Below are 18,888 nucleotides of genomic sequence, written 5' to 3' on the forward strand. Positions count from 1 at the left end.
GAAGCCATCGTCTTGATGGACCAAAGGCCAATCATGCACTAACTTTCAATTTGGACCACTCAAGTGGGGCTGCTCAAAAGCAGATTGACGAAAACCCAGAACTGTGTGGCATAAAACGACATATCAGAAATTGCGCTTCTGATTAGATTCACAAGCCCAGGCCGACCAGTGCAACGTGTCTGCAGTTGCTACCAGAGGGATTTGATAGAGCAGCTTGCAAATCAATAGACGCGACTGTTTAGGTCGGTATTGAAGGGCGTCGCCGCAGTCAGCTGCAGGACACACGGATCGGTTAGGATTCGCGATATGTATTTGTCGCCCTGAGCTGGGCTGGAGTACGCCATCAGGCCCATGGCAATGCGTTTCTTTTTTACTCGAACCGCCCTATTCAGGAAAAGTGCGGCCTTTTCGCGAACACGTGGCAACCAGCGACTCGTCGACCCGCACGGTCTCATCAAGAGACCGTAGCTGCCGCCAGATCACCAAAAATGGTCGCGCCATGGTCGCGTAGGTAAATTTTGAGCCATGGGGTGAAGCGCTTTGGTTCCTCGGCCACTCTCTTTTGCAACTCACCGAAGCGCATCCATTCCACGGCCATAACCTCATCGGGATTTTCGGTAATCGAGAGATCAGCGGAGGTTTCGGCAACATATACGTCGACGACTTCATGCTCGGTCAGGCCGCCCCCAACATCCGCACGGTATTCCAGATGATGCCGGTGCTGCGGGCTCAGACCGGTCACGCCGATCTCTTCGTTCAGCCTGCGAATGGCACAATCCAGTGGTGCTTCATCCCAAGCCGGATGCGTACAACAGGTATTCGTCCACAAGCCAGGTGTGTGGTATTTGCTCAACGCGCGCTGTTGCATTAACACCGCGTCACCATCCAGCACAAACACCGACACCGCCTTGTGCCGCAACCCTTTTTGATGCGCTTCAAGTTTTTCCACAGGTGTCAGCGTGCCGTCTACCCAGGCCGGGATCATGATCGTCATATACGGGTCGGTGCCACAAGTCCGGTCAGATGTGCAAGGTTCTTGATGCCGATTTTCAGATGCGCCATCGGACGGGCGCGCACCAGTTTCTTGTTCATGTAGGCTTCAAACGTCAGGCGCTGGACATCAACATCGTGGCACAGTGACACGAAACGTTCGCGTCGGTCATCATTGCGATAATAGGCGTTCTGCATGGAACCCAGGACTTTGAAGACCATCTTGTGCTCTTTCATGAACAAGGCGCGCGCCAGCCGTAAATCCTTGACCCGTCCGGAAGCCAGTGCTGCCGCACAGGCGGTTGCCGCGACGCGGCCGCCGACCATGGCGTAATAGATCCCTTCACCCGAAGATGGTGCCACAACGCCCGCAGCGTCGCCCGCCAGTAGCACGTCCTTGCCATTGTCCCAGCGGTCCAGTGGTTTGAGCGGTATCGGTGCGCCTTCGCGGCGCAATGTGTCGCAGTCGCTCAAACCCGCCGCATTGCGCAGGGCCGCCGTTGCCTGCTTGAGATCGACCGAGGAGACCTCTGTCCCCATGCCCACGCTGGCGCTGTCCCCGTGGGGGAAAATCCAGCCGTAGAAATCGGGCGAAATCTCTCCATCGTAGATCACGTCGCAGCGCACGGGGTCATAGACCGCTGATTTGGCGGGTGCCTTGATGATCTCGTGATAGGCCAGCACGTAGGGGATCTTGTCGCCCCCCGGCACCTCGGCACGACCTACTTTTGAACGCGCGCCATCTGCACCGATCACCAGTTTTGTGGGCAGGCGCTTTTCCGCACCAGTGGCTTTTTCGCGGTAGAGCACCGCAGGCCCCTGGCCGTCTCTCTCGATGCGCAGGAACGTGCCGGTCAGCAAATCCGCCCCGGCCTCCGCGGCCCTGTTGCGCAGGAAGGGGTCGAAATCCTTGCGATCGACCATGCCCACAAAACCGTTTTCGATGGGAATGTCCACGTGACGCCCGGTGGGTGAAATCATGCGGGCGGTATTGACCTTGGCAACAAGCTGTTCGTCGCGGATGTCGAAGTCCTGCATGAGCCGGGGCGGAATGGCCCCCCCGCAGGGTTTGATCCGCCCCTCCCGGTCCAGGAGTGCAACTTTGTGACCGGAGTTCACCAGATCAAGCGCGGCCGTCGCCCCGGAAGGACCGCCACCAACGACAACGACATCATACATGGTTCATTCTCCCGGAACCAAAGCTTCATGTGGCAGGACGGGCCGTTCCATTACCCGCTGCGCCATATAGGCAGCGGCCAGAAAGAGCCCCGCCTCAAAAATGAAAACACTGCCGAATGCGGCGGCATCGCTGGTTTGCGTTGCGCGCAGGATATCCACCATTGCCGCACCGACCAATCCGCCGAACCCGGCGGCCAGGGCCTGCGCGGCGCCCCACAACCCCATGCGCGTGCCTTCGCGTGCCACGCGTCCCTGACCGGCCAGTGCCATCATTGACCCGATGGCCGCCACCGCGAAAACACCGTTGAAAAACCCCAGACCAACCACGGCGGGCAGCAGCGGCGCGCCCGCGCCGGCATTTCCCAGCAGGGCGATTGTCACCAGCATAAGGGCGGAGCCCAGACAGCCGCCAATAACCCAGGCCCTGAGGCTTCCGATCTTGAAGCCGGTGGCCATCAGGCCGACCAGTACCATGCCCAGAAAGACGCCGCCATTTTGAGCGCCGGAAAGAGAGGTCGACTGGCCCGGTGTGAACTGGAAAACAAGGCCCGCGTAGGGCTCCAGAATGAGTTCCTGCATGAAATATGCGGTCATCGACAAAAACACGAAGAGGGTGAAGTTGCGCGCATGGCGCTCCGACCAGACTTCAGCAAGTCCTGCGCGAAAGGGCATCTGGGTTGGTTCCGGGGCTGCATCCACCTGCGCTTCGACGCGCCAGATGGCAAGGCAGGTCAATACTACTGCGCCACCGGTCACGAAGGCGACGATTTTCAAAAGCAACGCAGAGGAATAAGGGTCAAGCTGTGCGCCTACCACACCGGCCGTAATCGCAATGCCCGCGATCATCATCAGCCAACTGATGGTGGCCGCGGCGGCACGGCGATGCGGGGCGGTGGCCGTTGCCAGAAGCGCAAGCAGAGAGGTGCCTGAGGCCCCTACCCCCAGTCCGATCAACGCGTAGGCCAGCACCGAAAGGATCATACCAATCGCAAAGCTGGTCTCCAGCAGGACAACGCCATAGGCGGCCAGCATGGCCCCCAGCGCAAGGGCAATCATACCACCGATGATCCAGCGTGTCCGGTTGCCGCCGGTATCCGATAAAAACCCCCAGTTCGGGCGTGTGATCTGGATGCCGTAGTGCAATGCCACCAGCAAACCCGGCAGCACCGCGGGCAAGGCCAGTTCAACGACCATCAGCCGGTTCAGCGTAGAGGTCGTCAGCACCACGATGGCACCGAGGCACATCTGCACCAGACCCAGACGCACAATGGAAAGCCAGCTCAACGTCATGACAGCCCCCCCAATCCGCGCAGGGCAAAGGCCGCGATCATCATGCCACTGACATAAAGCAACACGCCCGTTCCATTGTACCAGGGCGCCTTGGCTTTCGGGTCCTTGAACATGATCGTCATGGCCCAGAACTGTGCGCACAAAACGGCCAGAACGCCTAACGCATGGAATGGTTTGTCCCACAGGAACAAAAGGATAATCACGGCTACCTGTGGCACACTCATCACGGCGCAGGCGACCCTGGCGGCGCGTTCCGGCCCCAGGGTGACAGGCAGCGATTGAACGCCGGTCTGACGATCTCCTTCCAACGCCTTGAAGTCGTTCAGGGTCATGATCCCATGTGCCCCGATGCCATAGAGAACGGCGACTAAGATCACTTCGCCCGAAGGTGCACCCGCGGCCAGTACCGCCGCACCGGTGAACCAAGGGAGGGTTTCATAGCTCAACCCCACAAGGCCGGGACCATAGATGCCAGACCGTTTCAGGCGAATGGGTTCGGCGGAATAGGCCCAGGCCGCGAGGACCCCGAGGATCGTGGCGCCAAAACCCCATGGCCCTAATTGCCAACCCACCACAAGTGATAGTGCAGACATGAGCAACGCAATCCAAAGGCCCCAACGACCGGGAATGCGTCCTGACGGAATGGGCCGATCGGGTTCGTTGATGGCATCCACATGCCGGTCGCACCAGTCATTGGCCGCCTGGCTCATGCCGCAAACGATGGGACCCGCCAGAATGACGCCCAACACAACAAGCAACCACTGTCCCGATGGCGAGGCACCGGATGAGATCACACCGCACAGATACGCCCACATTGGCGGAAACCATGTAATGGGTTTGATAAGTCGCAGCGCGGCTGCTGGTTCAGGAAAACGGCGCGACTGTATGACCTGAGTGACAGACATGTGTAAACTATGACTGACACTTTGAGTCGGCGCAAGAGGTCAGGCAGGTTTACCCGTTCTTGCTGAGCAATCCGTATTTGCGCAGCTTCACGTAGAGGCTTTGGCGTGACAGGCCCAGCATCTCCGCGGCGGCCACGCGGTTGTTACCAGTGAGTTCAACCGCTGTTTCGATGCACATTTTTTCGACCACATCGGTGGTTTCGGCCACAATCTCCTTGAGCGAAGTCGATCCGACAAGATCCATGACACTCCGCGCCGGCTGTGCGGGCGTCTGAGCGGGAATTGTTGCGGATCCCCGCGCGGCTTCGCCACGGCTGACATCCCTGACGACGCAGCCAACGATGGCATCGCCCGACGCATCGAGGGGCGTTGCCGAAATCTCGACAGAGAGCCTGGCACCCAGGTCGTTGATCAGCTTGGTGGCGTAAATCCGCATTTGCCCACCGCGATGGCTGCGATCTGTCAGAACATCCAGATCGATGCGTCCGCGCCCCAGAAAGTCCGAGAAACTGCGTCCCACCACATCCGTCAGATGCGCCGCTCCGACCATATCGAGAAAACTCTCGTTGACGGAAGTGATCACACCCTCGCCCGACAGAAAGGCCATGGCGTCGCTACCGGCACGGAACAATGCCAAAGCCTGCGAAGCAGCCGCATCCGGTGCGGTCGCATCGCCCTCGCTGGCAAGCCGACACAACAGGATGCGCTGGCCTCCGGCGCGAAACACCACTGGCCGCACGATGATCGACTGCCCCGACTGGGAAGAACGCAGCTGAACGCTGCCCCCCTCCTCAGACAATGTGGCGTTCATCAGGCTTTCAATCAGCTCACCCGTTGCGCGATCAGAGAAATAATGTGCAAAAGACCCGCCCTTGAGCGCGCCGACCTTCAAACCCAGCAACGCCGCCGCCGCCTCATTCGCGTCTTCGATGCGCCCGGTCTGCACGGAGACAAAAGCGATCGCCTGATCCGCGTTCGCCAGCAAAACCCGGAACCGCGCATCGAACTCACGGCGCGTCTCATAGCCCTGTTCCAAAGCAATCTGGGCTTGCACAAGCTGTTGTTGCGTTTCTGCGATAGGACGCAAATCCCGCCCCAACAGCAGAGCGGCATTCTCCTGCCCAAAGCGGTGGAAAGTGTAGCGAACCGGGTATTGCCAAACCGCATTGTCGTAGTGATTCAACTCCAGCGGTTTGTTCGGAACTTCACCGGAAAGATAAGCAGCATGGGCGGCCTCAAACTTCGGTGCTGTCTCCCGGGTGAGAAATTCAACCAACGGGCGGCTTTCCCAATGCTTCAGATTGCCAAAGGACTCACTGTGGGTGTTCAATACCACGCTGAGGATCTTGCCTTCTGCCGAAATGACCAAGGCAATGTCTGATGCCGCGCCGATGATACTGCTTAAAAACTCAGGTTCGATCAGGGGAACAGCGCCGCTGCTCCAGAAGGTATTTGCACCCTTGGTCATAAACCCGTCAGCGCTTGATCATGATGCGCATAAAACGCCAAGGCATCTTTCACGCTTCTGGTTACAATATCCACGCCCGTCCGATCCTTCAAATTCTCTGCTTCGTCGAGAACCCCGCCTCCAAGGGCGATCACCGGGCTATCTGACAAGGTTGCCCGAATGGTTTGCACGGTCTCGCAGACAGTTTCAAGGGTCTCGCGCCGCGCGCAGGAGATCAAAATCAGTTGAGGATGCTCATCCTTCAACCGTGCGTTGAGATATCCCATGGATTCATCAAACGACAGGCTCACCCCACAGCCCAACCGGCGCAGCTGGGCCGCTATCACATTGACGCCCAGGAAGTGTTGCTGGCCCTTCGGCAATACGACCAGCGACTGCGGCCGGTCATCAATCAGGGCCGCATCGAGGTCGACTTGCGCCATCGTTTCGTCCAGCAAGGCCTGAAGTCTCATCGCCCCGATGGTAACGTCCGCGAAGGAAATCTCGTCGTCCTTCCATTCCTGACCCAACGCGCAGGCTGCGCGCGGGATAAACAGATCGACAATCGTATCAAGGGACAGATCACGCTCCCTGAGCTCATCCAGAATGACAAATGGCTCGAAGATGCGTTTCGCAAGGAGGGCACGCACAAGATGATCCAGTGCGTCCTGACAACCCTCGTCCCGATTAGCCGCCTGCGTGACGGACATCATTGAACTGGCTGACGAAACATACCCATCCACAAAACTGGACCGGTTATGTTGAAAGCCACGTGCGGTTATGTGATCAGATTGCGACATGGTTCCACCCGTGCAATTTCTGAAGCCCTCACGGCACACCGTGCAAAACTTCCCCTAAAATCTCGACGTTGACGGCCACAATGTCAAATCAAATTGACATGTTTCCCAATTTCAGCAGCCGCAACTTCATCAATAAACCCCGATTTTCACTTATTATCGAAGCAACCAAGCGTTATCCTCGGAGTTTCGCACTCCCCCAGGTGTCAATCCAGTTAGTCACCTATGTAAGTTATAGTTGACACTTTTCCAACATAGCCGCTACCGTTAAAGGCAGAAAATGGGAGAGGGCATCCGCACGATGTGCAGCCAAGAGGCTCGAAAATCGGCCCCGGCAGGTCTTTACACGGCTGAAGAACGCGCCCGTCGCGACCAAACCATTTGGACCCTGATTCAGGGCATTCTGGCCCCCCTTCAATTTGCCGTATTTCTGATCTCCCTGGCACTGGTCATACGCTATCTTATGAGCGGCCTGGGCTATGAAGTTGCAACCCTGTCAATCCTGATCAAAACCTTCCTGTTGTACACGATCATGATCACCGGTGCGATTTGGGAAAAAGTCGTTTTCGGCCAATACCTTTTCGCGCCGGCATTCTTCTGGGAAGACGTCTTTTCCTTTGCCGTGATTGCCCTTCACTCAGCCTATGTCTGGGCGCTTGTTTCCGGCGCGTTGGAACCCGCCTCACTGATGGCGTTGGCATTGGCGGCCTATGCCGCCTATGTGATCAACGCGGCCCAGTTCATCCTTAAGTTGCGAGCGGCGCGCAAGCAGGCAAACATGACGCCAAATTCGGCAAGCGAGGTGCCCGCATGACCGAACTCCCGCGCCTTGTAACTTCCGGTGGTTGCCGCGACGAACCGATTCTAAAGCAACGCGGCCAACGTGAAGTATTTTGCGGGTTGACCGGTATCATCTGGCTGCACCGCAAGATGCAGGATGCTTTTTTCCTCGTGATCGGCAGCCGGACCTGCGCGCATCTGCTGCAATCCGCCGCTGGTGTGATGATTTTTGCCGAACCACGCTTCGGCACGGCGATTCTCGAAGAAACCGACCTTGCCGGTCTCGCGGATGCACATGCGGAGCTTGACAAGGTCGTCGACCAGTTGCTGGCCCGGCGCAAGGACATCAAGCAACTGTTTCTGGTCGGGTCCTGCCCGTCCGAGGTGATCAAGCTTGATCTGTCCCGCGCGGCGGAACGCATGACGGAAAAATACGCGCCTTCTGTTCGTGTGCTGAATTTCTCCGGATCGGGCATTGAGACGACTTTTACGCAAGGCGAAGACGCTTGCCTTGCCTCAATGGTGCCGGTTTTGCCGCAAACCGATGCGCGCCAGTTGCTGCTGGTCGGCGCATTGCCGGATGTGGTGGAAGAGCAGGCCGTGTCGCTGCTGACGGACATGGGCATCGGCCCGGTCAAGGTCCTGCCAGCCCCGCGGTCGGACACGGATCTGGCCGTTGGTGAGAACACCGTTTTCGCATTGACGCAACCTTTTCTCGGCGACACGCATGCCGCTCTGGAACGGCGTGGCGCGCGTCATCTGGCGGCTGCCTTTCCCTTTGGCGAAGAAGGCACCACCGCATGGCTGCGTGTGATCGCGCAGGAATTCGGCGTCAGTCAGGAGACATTTGATCGCGTGACCGAAGCCCCCCGCGCCCGGGCCCGCAAAGCGATTTCGCAAGCGGCAGACGCCTTGCAGGGTAAATCCATCTTCTTTTTCCCCGACAGCCAGCTTGAGATCCCGCTCGCGCGTTTTCTGACCCGCGAATGTGGCATGGAGGCCGTCGAGGTGGGCGCGCCCTTTATTCACAAAGGCATCGTGGGGCCGGATCTCGATATGTTGGCGCAAGGGCCAACGCTGTCAGAAGGCCAGGACGTTGATCTGCAACTTGACCGGTGCCGCGCGGCACGGCCCGACCTGACGGTCTGCGGCCTTGGGTTGGCCAACCCGCTGGAAGCCGAAGGTCTGGCCACAAAATGGGCCATCGAACTGGTTTTCACGCCGGTGCATTTTTACGAACAGGCCGGCGATCTGGCGGGTCTCTTTTCCCGTCCCGTGCGCCGGTCTGACCTCCTGAAACTGGAGGCAAGCGCGTGAAGCTGACCGTCTGGACATATGAAGGCCCACCGCATGTAGGCGCCATGCGTGTCGCAACCGGCATGACGGGGCTGCACTACGTGCTGCACGCGCCACAGGGCGATACCTACGCCGATCTTCTCTTCACCATGATTGAACGGCGCGACCACCGTCCACCCGTGACCTACACGACATTTCAGGCGCGCGATCTGGGGTCTGACACGGCGAACCTTTTCAAAACGTCGCTGCAGGATGCCTATGCGCGGTTTGAGCCCGAGGCGCTGATCGTCGGCGCGTCCTGCACGGCGGAACTCATCCAGGATGATCCGGGCGGCATGTCCGAAACCATGGACATTCCCGTGCCCGTTATTCCGCTGGAACTGCCGAGCTATCAGCGCAAAGAGAACTTTGGCGCGGATGAGACGTTCTTCCAGATCGTGCGTGCGCTGGCCGAACCAATGCAAAAAACGGCGCAGATCACCTGCAATCTGATCGGGCCGACCGCTTTGGGGTTCCGGCACCGCGATGACATCACGGAAATCACCTCTTTGCTGTCGGATATGAGTATCAGCGTGAATGTGGTGGCCCCGATGACCGCGTCGCCCTCGGACGTCAAGCGTCTGGGTGCGGCACATTTCAACGTGCTGATGTATCCCGAAACGGCGGAGACCGCGGCCCGCTGGATGGCGCGCGAACTGGATCAGCCCTACACCAAAACCGTCCCCATCGGCGTCGGCGCCACCCGCGATTTCGTCAGGGAAGTGGCGGAGATTACCGGGTTGAAACCCTATCTGGACGACACGCGGCTGCGCCTGCCGTGGTATTCGAAATCCGTTGACAGCACCTATCTGACCGGCAAGCGGGTCTTTCTGTTTGGCGATGGCACCCATGTGGCCGCAGCGGCGCGCATTGCGCGTGACGAGATGGGTTTCGAGGTGGTGGGCATTGGCTGCTACAACCGCGAGATGGCACGCCCGATCCGCGCCCTCGCCAGGGATTACGGCGTCGAGGCATTGATCACCGACGACTATCTGGAAGTCGAGCGCGTGATCGAAACCCTCCAGCCGGAAATGATCCTTGGCACCCAGATGGAGCGCCATATCGGCAAGCGCCTTGGCATCCCCTGCGCCGTCATTTCCGCGCCCGTCCATGTGCAGGATTTTCCGGCGCGCTATTCGCCGCAGATGGGGATCGAAGGGGCCAATGTCATTTTTGACACCTGGGTGCATCCGCTGGTCATGGGGCTGGAGGAACACCTGCTGCACATGTTCCGCGACGATTTCGAGTTTCACGATGCAGCGGGCCCGTCGCATCATGGTGGTCACGCGCCCAAGCCGGACGTGGCAGGGGCTGACACCCAGATGCCCGCGCCCGCCAGCAATGTCATCTGGCTCGATGACGCGGAACGGGAATTGAAGAAGATACCGTTTTTTGTGCGTGGCAAGGCCCGGCGCAATACCGAAACCTTCGCCAGTGAACGCGGTGTTGCGGAAATCAGCGTTGAAACCCTTTACGAGGCCAAGGCCCACTATGCGCGATGATCGTGGCATAAACGGGCAGTTGCCCGGATATCGCGTCGTGATCCTGACGCTCGACAGCCATGCGGCTGGCCCGGCGATGCGCGCAATGGACCGGTTGAGCCAGGACTATCCGGGCCTGTCGCTGTCGATCCATGCGGCTGCCGAATGGGGCGAAAGCCCCGGTGCTTTCGAGGCGGCGGAAGAGGCCGTGCAGAACGGCGATATCATCATCTCCAACCTGCTGTTTCTGGAAGAACATATTTCGCGCATTCTGCCCGCGCTGGAGGCCCGCAGGGACCATTGTGATGCGATGATCGGCGTGATTGCCGATGCGGCGATTGTGAAGCTGACGCGCATGGGGTCGCTGGACATGATGGCCCCGCAATCCGGCACCATGAAGCTGATGAAGCGCTTGCGCGGGTCCTCCAAACCCTCCAGCTCATCCGGTGCACAGAAAATGGCACTGCTGCGGCGTTTGCCAAAAATTCTCAAGTTTATCCCGGGCAAGAGCCAGGATTTGCGCGCATGGTTCCTGACCATGCAATACTGGCTCGGCGGCTCTGACGACAATGTCGAAGCGATGGTGCGCTTTCTCATCAATCGCTATGCCAAACACCCCGGCTGGGATCTGGCACCGGACGCCGCCGCCCCGGTCGAATACCCCGACGCGGGGCTTTATCACCCGGATCTGCCGGGACGTATCACCACCGATGCCGCGCAAGCGCCCTCGCCTCAGAACGCGACAATGACGGTCGGCTTGCTGATGATGCGCTCTTATGTGCTGTCGTCCGACACGGCGCATTACGATGCGGTCATCCGGGCTTTTGAAGCGCGCGGTATCCGTGTCTTGGCCGGGTTTGCCGGTGGTCTGGACGCACGGCCCGCCATTGATGCCTATTTTCGCGATGGCGCGGATGCGAAAATCGACGCGCTGGTCTCCCTGACCGGTTTTTCGCTGGTCGGTGGTCCTGCCTATAACGACAATGCGTCGGCCATTGATGTGCTGAACGGCCTTGATGTGCCTTATATCGCGGCCCATCCGCTGGAGTTTCAGACCCTCGATCAATGGTCAGCCTCGGCGCAGGGGTTGGGGCCCATCGAGACCACGATGCTGATCGCGCTGCCGGAACTGGACGGTGCCACCACGCCCACGGTTTTTGCCGGCCGACACGGGCAAAATGGATGCAGCGGATGTGCGCATCAATGTGTGGCCAGTGATCAGGTCAAAGCGATGGCACCCTGTCCCGAACGGGTGGCGGCGCTTGTTGCGCGCGCAGAAAAACAAGTGAAGCTACGGCAATCTGAAACTTTCAACAGGACAGTCGGGATTGTCCTTTTTGGTTTTCCGCCCAATGCCGGTGCTGCGGGGACCGCCGCTTACCTGAGCGTTTTTGAAAGCCTTTTCAATACGTTGAACCGCATGAAAACCGAAGGCTACGATGTGGAAGTGCCCGGGTCAGTTAAGGCCCTGCGCACTGCCGTACTGGAAGGAACAGCTCGACAATATGGGCAGGAGGCCAATGTCGCAGCTCACGTAAGTGCTGATGACATCGTCCGCCAAACGCCCTGGCTCAAAGAGATCGAGGCGCAATGGGGTCCGGCCCCGGGGCGCGTGCAATCAGACGGGCGTGGTGTCTTTGTTCTGGGCCAGCACTTCGGCAAGGTCTTTGTTGGTCTGCAACCGGGTTTCGGCTATGAAGGCGACCCCATGCGCCTGCTGTTTGAGCGTGGATTTGCCCCGACCCATGCGTTCACGGCGTTCTACCTGTGGCTCAAGAATACCTTGCAGGCGGATGTTCTGCTGCACTTCGGCATGCATGGCGCGCTGGAGTTCATGCCCGGCAAACAAGCCGGACCCTCGGGCGCGGATTGGCCCGACCGGCTGATTGGCGACATGCCCAACGTCTATCTTTATGCGGCCAATAACCCGTCCGAGGCTACATTGGCCAAACGCCGTAGCAATGCGGTGACCATCAGCCATCTGACGCCGCCGCTGGCCACCGCCGGGCTTTACAAGGGGCTGGCAGAACTCAAGGACAGCCTGACCCGCTGGCGCGGCACCGCCCCCGATGCGTCAGAGCGTGAGGAGTTGGAAAACCTGATCGCCGAACAGGCCGCCGCCGTCGATATGGAGGGTATTGCTGCCGAGGCGCTCTGGATCAAACTGCTTGAAACCGAAGATGCGCTGATCCCGGATGGGCTGCATGTTGTCGGCCAACCCCTGACGGACGCCGCGCGGGCGGAATACCTAGCGATCCTGCCGGAGGTGGACGACGTGACCCGCGCGCGGATCAATGATCTCTTGCAGAAAGAAACCGAACTTGATGCCTTGATGGCGGCCCTTGCCGGGCATTTCACGCCGCCCGTGGCCGGGGGCGACCTCATCCGCTCGCCCGAAATCCTGCCAACAGGCCGCAATATCCATGCCTTTGATCCCTTCCGCATGCCCACTGCCTTTGCCTGTCAGGACGGTGCAAAACAGGCGCAACTGCTGCTTGAGACGCATAAGACACTGCCGCGCACGGTGGCGCTGGTGCTTTGGGGCAGCGACAACATCAAATCCGATGGCGGCCCGATTGCACAGGCGCTGGCGCTGATGGGCTGCACGCCCCGATTTGACAGTTTCGGCCGGATTTCAGGCGCTGATCTGATCCCGCTCGCAGAGCTTGGGCGCCCGCGCATTGATGTGATCATGACGCTTTCGGGTATCTTCCGGGACCTCTTGCCGCTGCAAACCCGCATGCTGGCCGAGGCCGCGCTGAGATGCGCCAGGGCCGATGAACCGCTTGCCCAGAATTTCATTCGGGCGCATGCGCTGGCCTATGCGGAAAAGACGGGCTGTGAGATTGAAGAGGCCGCCTTGCGGGTCTTTTCCAACGCCGAAGGGGCTTACGGGTCCAACGTCAATGGGCTGGTCGACAGTTCCGCCTTTGGCGACGAAGACGAGCTGGCTGATGCCTATGAAGCACGCAAGAGCTTTGCCTACGGCACCGATGGCAAGGCCGCCGCCAATACCGCGCTGCTGCAAGCCACCCTGGCCGAGGTCGACGTGGCCTATCAAAATCTTGAATCGGTCGAATTGGGTGTCACCACGGTGGATCACTATTTCGACACGCTGGGCGGCATCGCCCGGGCCGTCAAACGCGCCAGAGGTTCCGACGCGGCGGTCTACATCGGTGATCAGACCCGCGGCAGCGGCAAGGTCCGCACACTCCGGGATCAGGTGGCGCTGGAAACACGTGCCCGCAGTCTCAATCCGAAGTTCTTTGAAGGTCTGTTGAAACATGGGCCAGAGGGCGTGCGCCAGATCGAAGCGACGGTGACCAATACGCTGGGGTGGTCGGCCACCACCGGTCAGGTTGATCCCTGGGTCTACCAGCGCATTTCCGAAACCTTCGTGCTTGATGAAGAGATGCGCCAACGCCTCGCCGATCTCAACCCGACAGCTTCCAGCCGCATGGCCAATCGCCTGCTGGAAGCCCATGACCGCAATTACTGGTCTCCCGATGCAGAGACACTCTCCGCGCTGCAAGACGCGGCAGACGCACTTGAGGACCAACTCGAAGGGATCGCGGCCCAATGACCGCATCCCCCACATTTACCCCAAGGGGAGCGCGCCCCTTTGAAAGGAAACTGATATGAGCCCACTTGACAGAACACCGCCGGTTTTGCGCGGGCAGGATGGTGAAGGCTCCGTGCAGGTGCATCAGGACGCATCCGCCCGGATCGAAGGGGCCAAGGTATTCTCCGTCTATGGCAAGGGCGGCATTGGCAAATCGACAACCTCCAGCAACCTCTCAGCGGCCTTTTCGATGCTGGGCAAGCGGGTGCTGCAAATCGGATGTGACCCGAAACATGACAGCACCTTTACCCTGACGGGGACGCTGGTGCCGACGGTGATAGACATCCTCAAGGAGGTTGATTTCCACCCCGAAGAACTGCGCGCCGAGGATTTCGTCTTTGACGGGTTCAACGGGGTGAAATGTGTCGAAGCGGGCGGCCCGCCGGCGGGGACGGGCTGCGGCGGCTACGTGGTCGGCCAGACCGTGAAACTGCTGAAACAGCACCACCTGCTGGATGACACGGATGTGGTGATTTTTGACGTTCTGGGGGATGTGGTTTGCGGCGGTTTTGCGGCCCCCTTGCAACACGCCGACCGCGCGCTGATCGTCACCGCCAATGATTTCGACAGCATTTACGCAATGAACCGCATTATCGCGGCGGTGCAGGCGAAATCGGCCAACTACAAGGTGCGGCTGGCGGGCTGCGTGGCCAACCGGTCGCGCGAAACCGACGAGGTGGATCGTTACTGCAAGACCGTGGGCTTCAACCGAATTGCGCATATGCCTGATCTGGACGCCATCCGGCGGTCCCGGCTGAAGAAAAAGACACTGTTCGAGATGCCGGATGAGGAAGACGTCGTGCAGGTGCGCCGCGAATATGTCCGATTGGCCGAAACCCTTTGGAACGGGACAGAACCGCTGGCCCCTGCCCCGCTGCCGGACCGCGAAATTTTCGAGCTGTTGGGATTTGATTGATGCGCGACGTCGCCTCCTTCCCGCCACAGGCACCCTTGTCCGAGCCCGCCCAAAAGGCGCGGCCCGGATATGATGCGACGCGGGACCGGGTGGAGACCTATTTCGACAAGACCGCCACCAGAACATGGGAGCGTCTGACCTCGGACGCGCCGGTGTCCAAAATCCGCGAAACCGTGCGGCGCGGGCGTGACCGGATGCGCGCCTTGATGCTGAGCCGCTTGCCTGCTGATCTGTCCGGTCACCGGGTGCTGGATGCGGGTTGCGGCGCCGGGCAGATGACCGTTGAACTGGCAAAACGCGGTGCCGAGGTGCTGGCCATCGACATCTCACCAGCCCTTGTCGACATTGCCGAAAAGCGCCTACCATCGGAACTGCGCGATCAGGTGACTTTCAACTCCGGCGACATGCTGAGCCCTGCGCTTGGCCGTTTTGATCACGTCATCGCCATGGACAGCCTGATCTATTATGACGCCAATGATATCGCGCAGGCGCTGGCCGGACTGGAAGCGCGCACCGGCAACGTGATCGTATTCACGGTGGCCCCGCGCACGCGGCTCCTGATGGCCATGTGGTATGCGGGCAAGCTATTCCCGCGTTCAGACCGCAGCCCCGTGATGATCCCGCATGCGCCAGGGCCTCTGGCGAAAGCCGCCCGTGCCAATGGCGTCGTCGGGGAGATCCGCCCCGTCGAGCGCGTGTCCTCGGGCTTCTACATCAGCCACGCGATGGAGGTGCGCAGGTGAGTTCCCGCCTCAAAAGCCTGTCACTCAAAGCCATGCCCTTTGCGGATGCGGCAAGTGCCGATTTGCCCATGGGGCAATTGCTGCGGCTCTCGCTCTTTCAGGTCTCTGTCGGCATGGCCTCGGTGCTGCTGCTGGGCACGCTGAACCGGGTGATGATCGTGGAATTGAGCGTTCCTGCGATGATCGTGGCCTTGATGATCGCACTGCCGGTGCTGATCGCCCCCTTCCGTGCCCTGCTTGGCTTCCGGTCCGACACCTATAAATCCGCGATTGGCTGGAAGCGCATTCCGTACCTCTGGTTTGGGTCGCTGTGGCAATTCGGCGGGCTGGCCATTATGCCCTTCGCGCTGCTGGTGCTGGGCGGCGATGTGGTGCACGACATTCCCTTTGCCGGTGAAGTGCTGGCGGGTCTTGCGTTCCTGATGACGGGGTTGGGCCTGCACATGACCCAGACCGCCGGGCTGGCACTGGCCTCTGACAGAGCCACCGAAGAAACCCGCCCGCGCGTTGTGGCCCTGCTCTATGTCATGTTTCTGGTCGGCATGGGCATCTCGGCGTTGATCATGGGCGCGTTGCTGACCGACTTCACCCCGCTGAAACTGATCCGTGTGGTGCAGGGGGCAGCCGTCGTGGGCGTTGCCCTGACGTTAATTGCCCTTTGGAAACAAGAACATGTACGTCCCATGAGCCGCGCCGAACGCGACACCCCGCGCCCTGCCTTCGCAGATGCCTGGCAGGATTTCATGGCAGGGGGTCAGGCGGGTCGTTTGCTGGTCTGTGTCTTTGTCGGCACCATGGCCTTCAACATGCAGGACGTGCTGCTGGAACCTTACGGCGGTGAGATTCTGGGGCTTTCGGTCTCGGCAACAACGCTGCTGACCGCACTTTGGGCGGCTGGCGCGCTGATCGGTTTTGCCCTCGCCGGGCGACAGCTTTCCAAAGGATCGAACGCCTACCGCCTCGCAGGTGGCGGCATTGTTGCCGGCATCTGGGCGTTTTCCGTGGTGATTTTCGCGGCCCCGATGAATTCAAATGTCCTGTTTTTTGCCGGTGCCGGCCTGATCGGCTTTGGCGGCGGCCTATTCGCCGTGGCGACGCTCACGGCCGCGATGAGCATGCCCGCAAAAGGAACCGCCGGGCGCGGGCTTGCGCTGGGGGCCTGGGGCGCAGCACAGGCCACGGCGGCGGGTCTTTCCATCGCTCTGGGTGGCGGCCTGCGGGACTGGATCGACCATGCGGCCACCTCTGGCCATATGGGCGAGGCCCTCAACAGCCCAGCAACCGGATATTCCTTCGTTTACCACACTGAGATTGGCCTCTTGTTCGCCACGCTCGTAATCCTGGGACCGCTCGTGCGCCAAAGTGGCTCCCTCACACCGACGGAACGCGGCAGGCAGCCATTGGGCCTAGCCGATTTCCCCACATGACCCCGTTTCAGGAGGAAACAACATGACTGGAACATTCTTTGGCGAATTTGATCTGGCGAGCCTGTCGCTGTGGCTCTTCTACGCCTTCTTTGCGATCCTGATCATCTACATCCAGCGTGAGAACATGCGCGAAGGCTATCCGCTGGAAGACGATGAAGGCAACAAGTCCTCCAATCCCAGCATGTGGCCGCTGCCCGAAGACAAGACGTTCAAACTGCCCCATGGGCGTGGTGAAGTGACCGTGCCAAGCGGTCAGACGCCCGAGCGGGACGATATCGCGTTGAAGCGGGTCGGTCCGGGCAACGGTTATCCGCTGGAACCTACGGGCGATCCGATGCTGGACGGCGTTGGCCCGGCCAGTTGGGCCCCGCGCCGCGACGCACCCGAACTGGACGGTCATGGGCATCCCAAGATCGTGCCGATGTCCGGTGCCGAAGGTTTCCATGTGGCCGCAGGGCGAGACCCGCGCGGGTTGCCCGTCATGGCTGGCGACGGCGAGATTGTGGGCAAGATCACCGATATGTGGCTGGATGAGCCTGAACAGCTTGTGCGCTATCTTGAAGTTGAACTGGACAGCAAATGGGGCTCCGGCACGCGCCTGATGCCCATCACCTTTGCCAAGATCAAATCGGACCGCGTGAACGTTCATGCGCTTTATGGCAAGCATTTCGCGACAATCCCCGCAATCGCCAGCCCGCGTCAGGTGACGCTGCTCGAAGAGGATAAAATCTCCGGATACTACGGTGGCGGCAAATTGTTCGCCGGAAACCGCGCGGAACCGAAGCTTTGATCCTGTGAAACCCATTCGGGGCGGTCCGTCGCCCCGGACCCGATACTGAAACGCCCAAGGAGATACTCGCCATGTCTCATCACGATGACTTCGAAATCGAGCCTGTTGAGGGGCTGCCTGCGGAGCCTCCCAAGGGAGAGGAAATCCTCTGGCAGGGACGCCCCGATTGGTGGGCGCTCAGCATCGAAGCGCTCAGTCTCAAATGGGTCGCGGGGTATTTCATCCTGCTCGCGGTCTGGCGTTTCGTCTCTGTGGTGGATCTGCTGCCGATGGGTCAGGCCATCGGATCGGCTGTGCCCTTCGTTCTGCTGGGTCTGCTGGTCTGCGGATTGCTGATGCTGGTGGCCTACGTTCAGGCGCGCGCGACGATGTATACCGTCACGGATGCGCGCGTGGTCATGCGCATCGGGGCGGCACTGACCATCACGCTCAACCTGCCTTACACACAGGTCAGCAACGCCATGCTGGATCTGCGCAAACGCGGCACCGGCACCATCGCGCTGGAAACCATGGGGGACACCCGGCTGAGTTACCTTGTCTGCTGGCCGCATGTGCGCCCCTGGCATATCAAGCAAACACAACCCGCCCTGCGCTGCATTCCGGAGGCCGAAAAGGTCGCGGCCCTTCTGGCAGAGGCTGCCGAAGCGCGCATTTCCATGCCGCAAATCGTCCGGGTGGCTCCGCAAAACGCCGTGGCGGCGGAGTGAGATCGTGACAACACAAACACAGCCCCGCATCCATGCCAAGCCGGACGATCTGGTGCCCCGTATCCTCGTTCGGGTGATGTTTGGGCTGGTGGCCTGCGTGCTGCTCATTGTCAGCTACGCCACCTTCACCGGGCGGCCGCTGGAAAGCACGCCCCCGGTGGCCGACATCATCGCCGAACGGGCCATCGTGCTGACAGGTGATGCCTCCGGTGCCGCGCGGGTGCTGGATGTGCACGGTGTCGTCATCGCTGATTTTGCCGCCGACAAGGGCGGATTTGTTGCCGGTGTCGAGCGGGTGATCGCCCGCGAACGCGCCAAGGTCGGGATCGCTCCCACCGTCCCCGTTTTACTGCAATTGCGCGCAGGCAACCGCCTGTCGCTTTTCGACCCCGCCACCGGATGGTCAGCCGAGCTTATGGGTTTCGGCGCATCCAACACCCGCACCTTCGCCAGGCTGCTGGACCAACCCTGACCCAAGG

At 60.2% G+C, this 18,888-nt stretch carries 16 protein-coding genes; 10 read left to right on the top strand and 6 right to left on the bottom strand.

The genetic code is table 11. The features are described from left to right. Nucleotides 1-454: 454 nt before the first annotated feature. Genes idi through Q0802_RS21290 form a run of 6 tightly spaced genes read right to left on the bottom strand, consistent with a single transcriptional unit; the run spans nucleotide 455 to nucleotide 6,611 of the window. Nucleotides 455-994 carry an isopentenyl-diphosphate Delta-isomerase gene (gene idi / locus Q0802_RS21265; RefSeq protein ID WP_298921882.1) on the bottom strand — a complete coding sequence of 180 codons (540 nt, stop codon included), beginning with the start codon at nucleotides 992-994 and terminating at the stop codon, nucleotides 455-457. Then, nucleotides 991-2,169, bottom strand: a complete 1,179-nt coding sequence (locus tag Q0802_RS21270; protein ID WP_298921883.1) for a geranylgeranyl diphosphate reductase — start codon at nucleotides 2,167-2,169, stop codon at nucleotides 991-993. Before Q0802_RS21270 ends, idi begins: the two co-directional genes overlap by 4 nt. A 3-nt stretch (nucleotides 2,170-2,172) precedes the next feature. After that, complete coding sequence (locus Q0802_RS21275) at nucleotides 2,173-3,459, bottom strand: BCD family MFS transporter (protein ID WP_298921885.1); 1,287 nt, start codon at nucleotides 3,457-3,459, stop codon at nucleotides 2,173-2,175. Then, on the bottom strand, nucleotides 3,456-4,364 hold the full coding sequence (chlG, locus tag Q0802_RS21280) for a chlorophyll synthase ChlG (protein ID WP_298921886.1): 909 nt from the start codon (nucleotides 4,362-4,364) through the stop codon (nucleotides 3,456-3,458). The genes Q0802_RS21275 and chlG overlap by 4 nt, the downstream gene beginning before the upstream one ends. Nucleotides 4,365-4,413: 49 nt before the next feature. Then, nucleotides 4,414-5,832, bottom strand: a complete 1,419-nt coding sequence (gene ppsR / locus Q0802_RS21285) for a transcriptional regulator PpsR (protein ID WP_298921887.1) — start codon at nucleotides 5,830-5,832, stop codon at nucleotides 4,414-4,416. Next, entirely contained in the window at nucleotides 5,829-6,611 is a 783-nt protein-coding gene (locus Q0802_RS21290) for a cobalamin-dependent protein (RefSeq protein ID WP_298921888.1), read from the bottom strand. Before Q0802_RS21290 ends, ppsR begins: the two co-directional genes overlap by 4 nt. A 277-nt stretch (nucleotides 6,612-6,888) precedes the next feature. Between Q0802_RS21290 and bchF the strand changes: the two genes are divergently transcribed. The 10 genes from bchF (at nucleotide 6,889) to puhC (ending at nucleotide 18,881) form a co-directional block, all read left to right on the top strand. Then, complete coding sequence (gene bchF, locus Q0802_RS21295) at nucleotides 6,889-7,422, top strand: 2-vinyl bacteriochlorophyllide hydratase (protein WP_298921889.1); 534 nt, start codon at nucleotides 6,889-6,891, stop codon at nucleotides 7,420-7,422. Beyond that, the gene (locus Q0802_RS21300; protein WP_298921890.1) at nucleotides 7,419-8,705 is read left to right on the top strand and encodes a ferredoxin:protochlorophyllide reductase (ATP-dependent) subunit N; all 1,287 of its coding nucleotides are present in this window, start codon (nucleotides 7,419-7,421) and stop codon (nucleotides 8,703-8,705) included. The genes bchF and Q0802_RS21300 overlap by 4 nt, the downstream gene beginning before the upstream one ends. Beyond that, entirely contained in the window at nucleotides 8,702-10,225 is a 1,524-nt protein-coding gene (gene bchB, locus Q0802_RS21305; RefSeq protein ID WP_298921891.1) for a ferredoxin:protochlorophyllide reductase (ATP-dependent) subunit B, read from the top strand. Before Q0802_RS21300 ends, bchB begins: the two co-directional genes overlap by 4 nt. Then, on the top strand, nucleotides 10,215-13,787 hold the full coding sequence (locus Q0802_RS21310; protein WP_298921892.1) for a magnesium chelatase subunit H: 3,573 nt from the start codon (nucleotides 10,215-10,217) through the stop codon (nucleotides 13,785-13,787). The genes bchB and Q0802_RS21310 overlap by 11 nt, the downstream gene beginning before the upstream one ends. Before the next feature lie 55 nt (nucleotides 13,788-13,842). Then, nucleotides 13,843-14,742 carry a ferredoxin:protochlorophyllide reductase (ATP-dependent) iron-sulfur ATP-binding protein gene (bchL, locus tag Q0802_RS21315; protein WP_298921893.1) on the top strand — a complete coding sequence of 300 codons (900 nt, stop codon included), beginning with the start codon at nucleotides 13,843-13,845 and terminating at the stop codon, nucleotides 14,740-14,742. Next, complete coding sequence (gene bchM, locus Q0802_RS21320; protein WP_298921894.1) at nucleotides 14,742-15,485, top strand: magnesium protoporphyrin IX methyltransferase; 744 nt, start codon at nucleotides 14,742-14,744, stop codon at nucleotides 15,483-15,485. The genes bchL and bchM overlap by 1 nt, the downstream gene beginning before the upstream one ends. Nucleotides 15,486-15,517: 32 nt before the next feature. Further along, a complete protein-coding gene (locus tag Q0802_RS21325; RefSeq protein ID WP_298921991.1) occupies nucleotides 15,518-16,912 on the top strand; it encodes an MFS transporter in 1,395 nt (464 codons plus the stop codon). A gap of 22 nt (nucleotides 16,913-16,934) precedes the next feature. Beyond that, nucleotides 16,935-17,702, top strand: a complete 768-nt coding sequence (puhA, locus tag Q0802_RS21330) for a photosynthetic reaction center subunit H (RefSeq protein WP_298921895.1) — start codon at nucleotides 16,935-16,937, stop codon at nucleotides 17,700-17,702. Between the two features lie 71 nt (nucleotides 17,703-17,773). Further along, nucleotides 17,774-18,409, top strand: coding sequence for a photosynthetic complex putative assembly protein PuhB (gene puhB / locus Q0802_RS21335; RefSeq protein WP_298921896.1), 636 nt, complete (start codon nucleotides 17,774-17,776; stop codon nucleotides 18,407-18,409). Nucleotides 18,410-18,413: 4 nt separating this feature from the next. Next, the gene (gene puhC / locus Q0802_RS21340) at nucleotides 18,414-18,881 is read left to right on the top strand and encodes a photosynthetic complex assembly protein PuhC (protein ID WP_298921897.1); all 468 of its coding nucleotides are present in this window, start codon (nucleotides 18,414-18,416) and stop codon (nucleotides 18,879-18,881) included. Nucleotides 18,882-18,888: the final 7 nt, after the last annotated feature.

This window comes from uncultured Roseobacter sp. (genome assembly GCF_947495275.1).
Classification (GTDB): domain Bacteria; phylum Pseudomonadota; class Alphaproteobacteria; order Rhodobacterales; family Rhodobacteraceae; genus Roseobacter.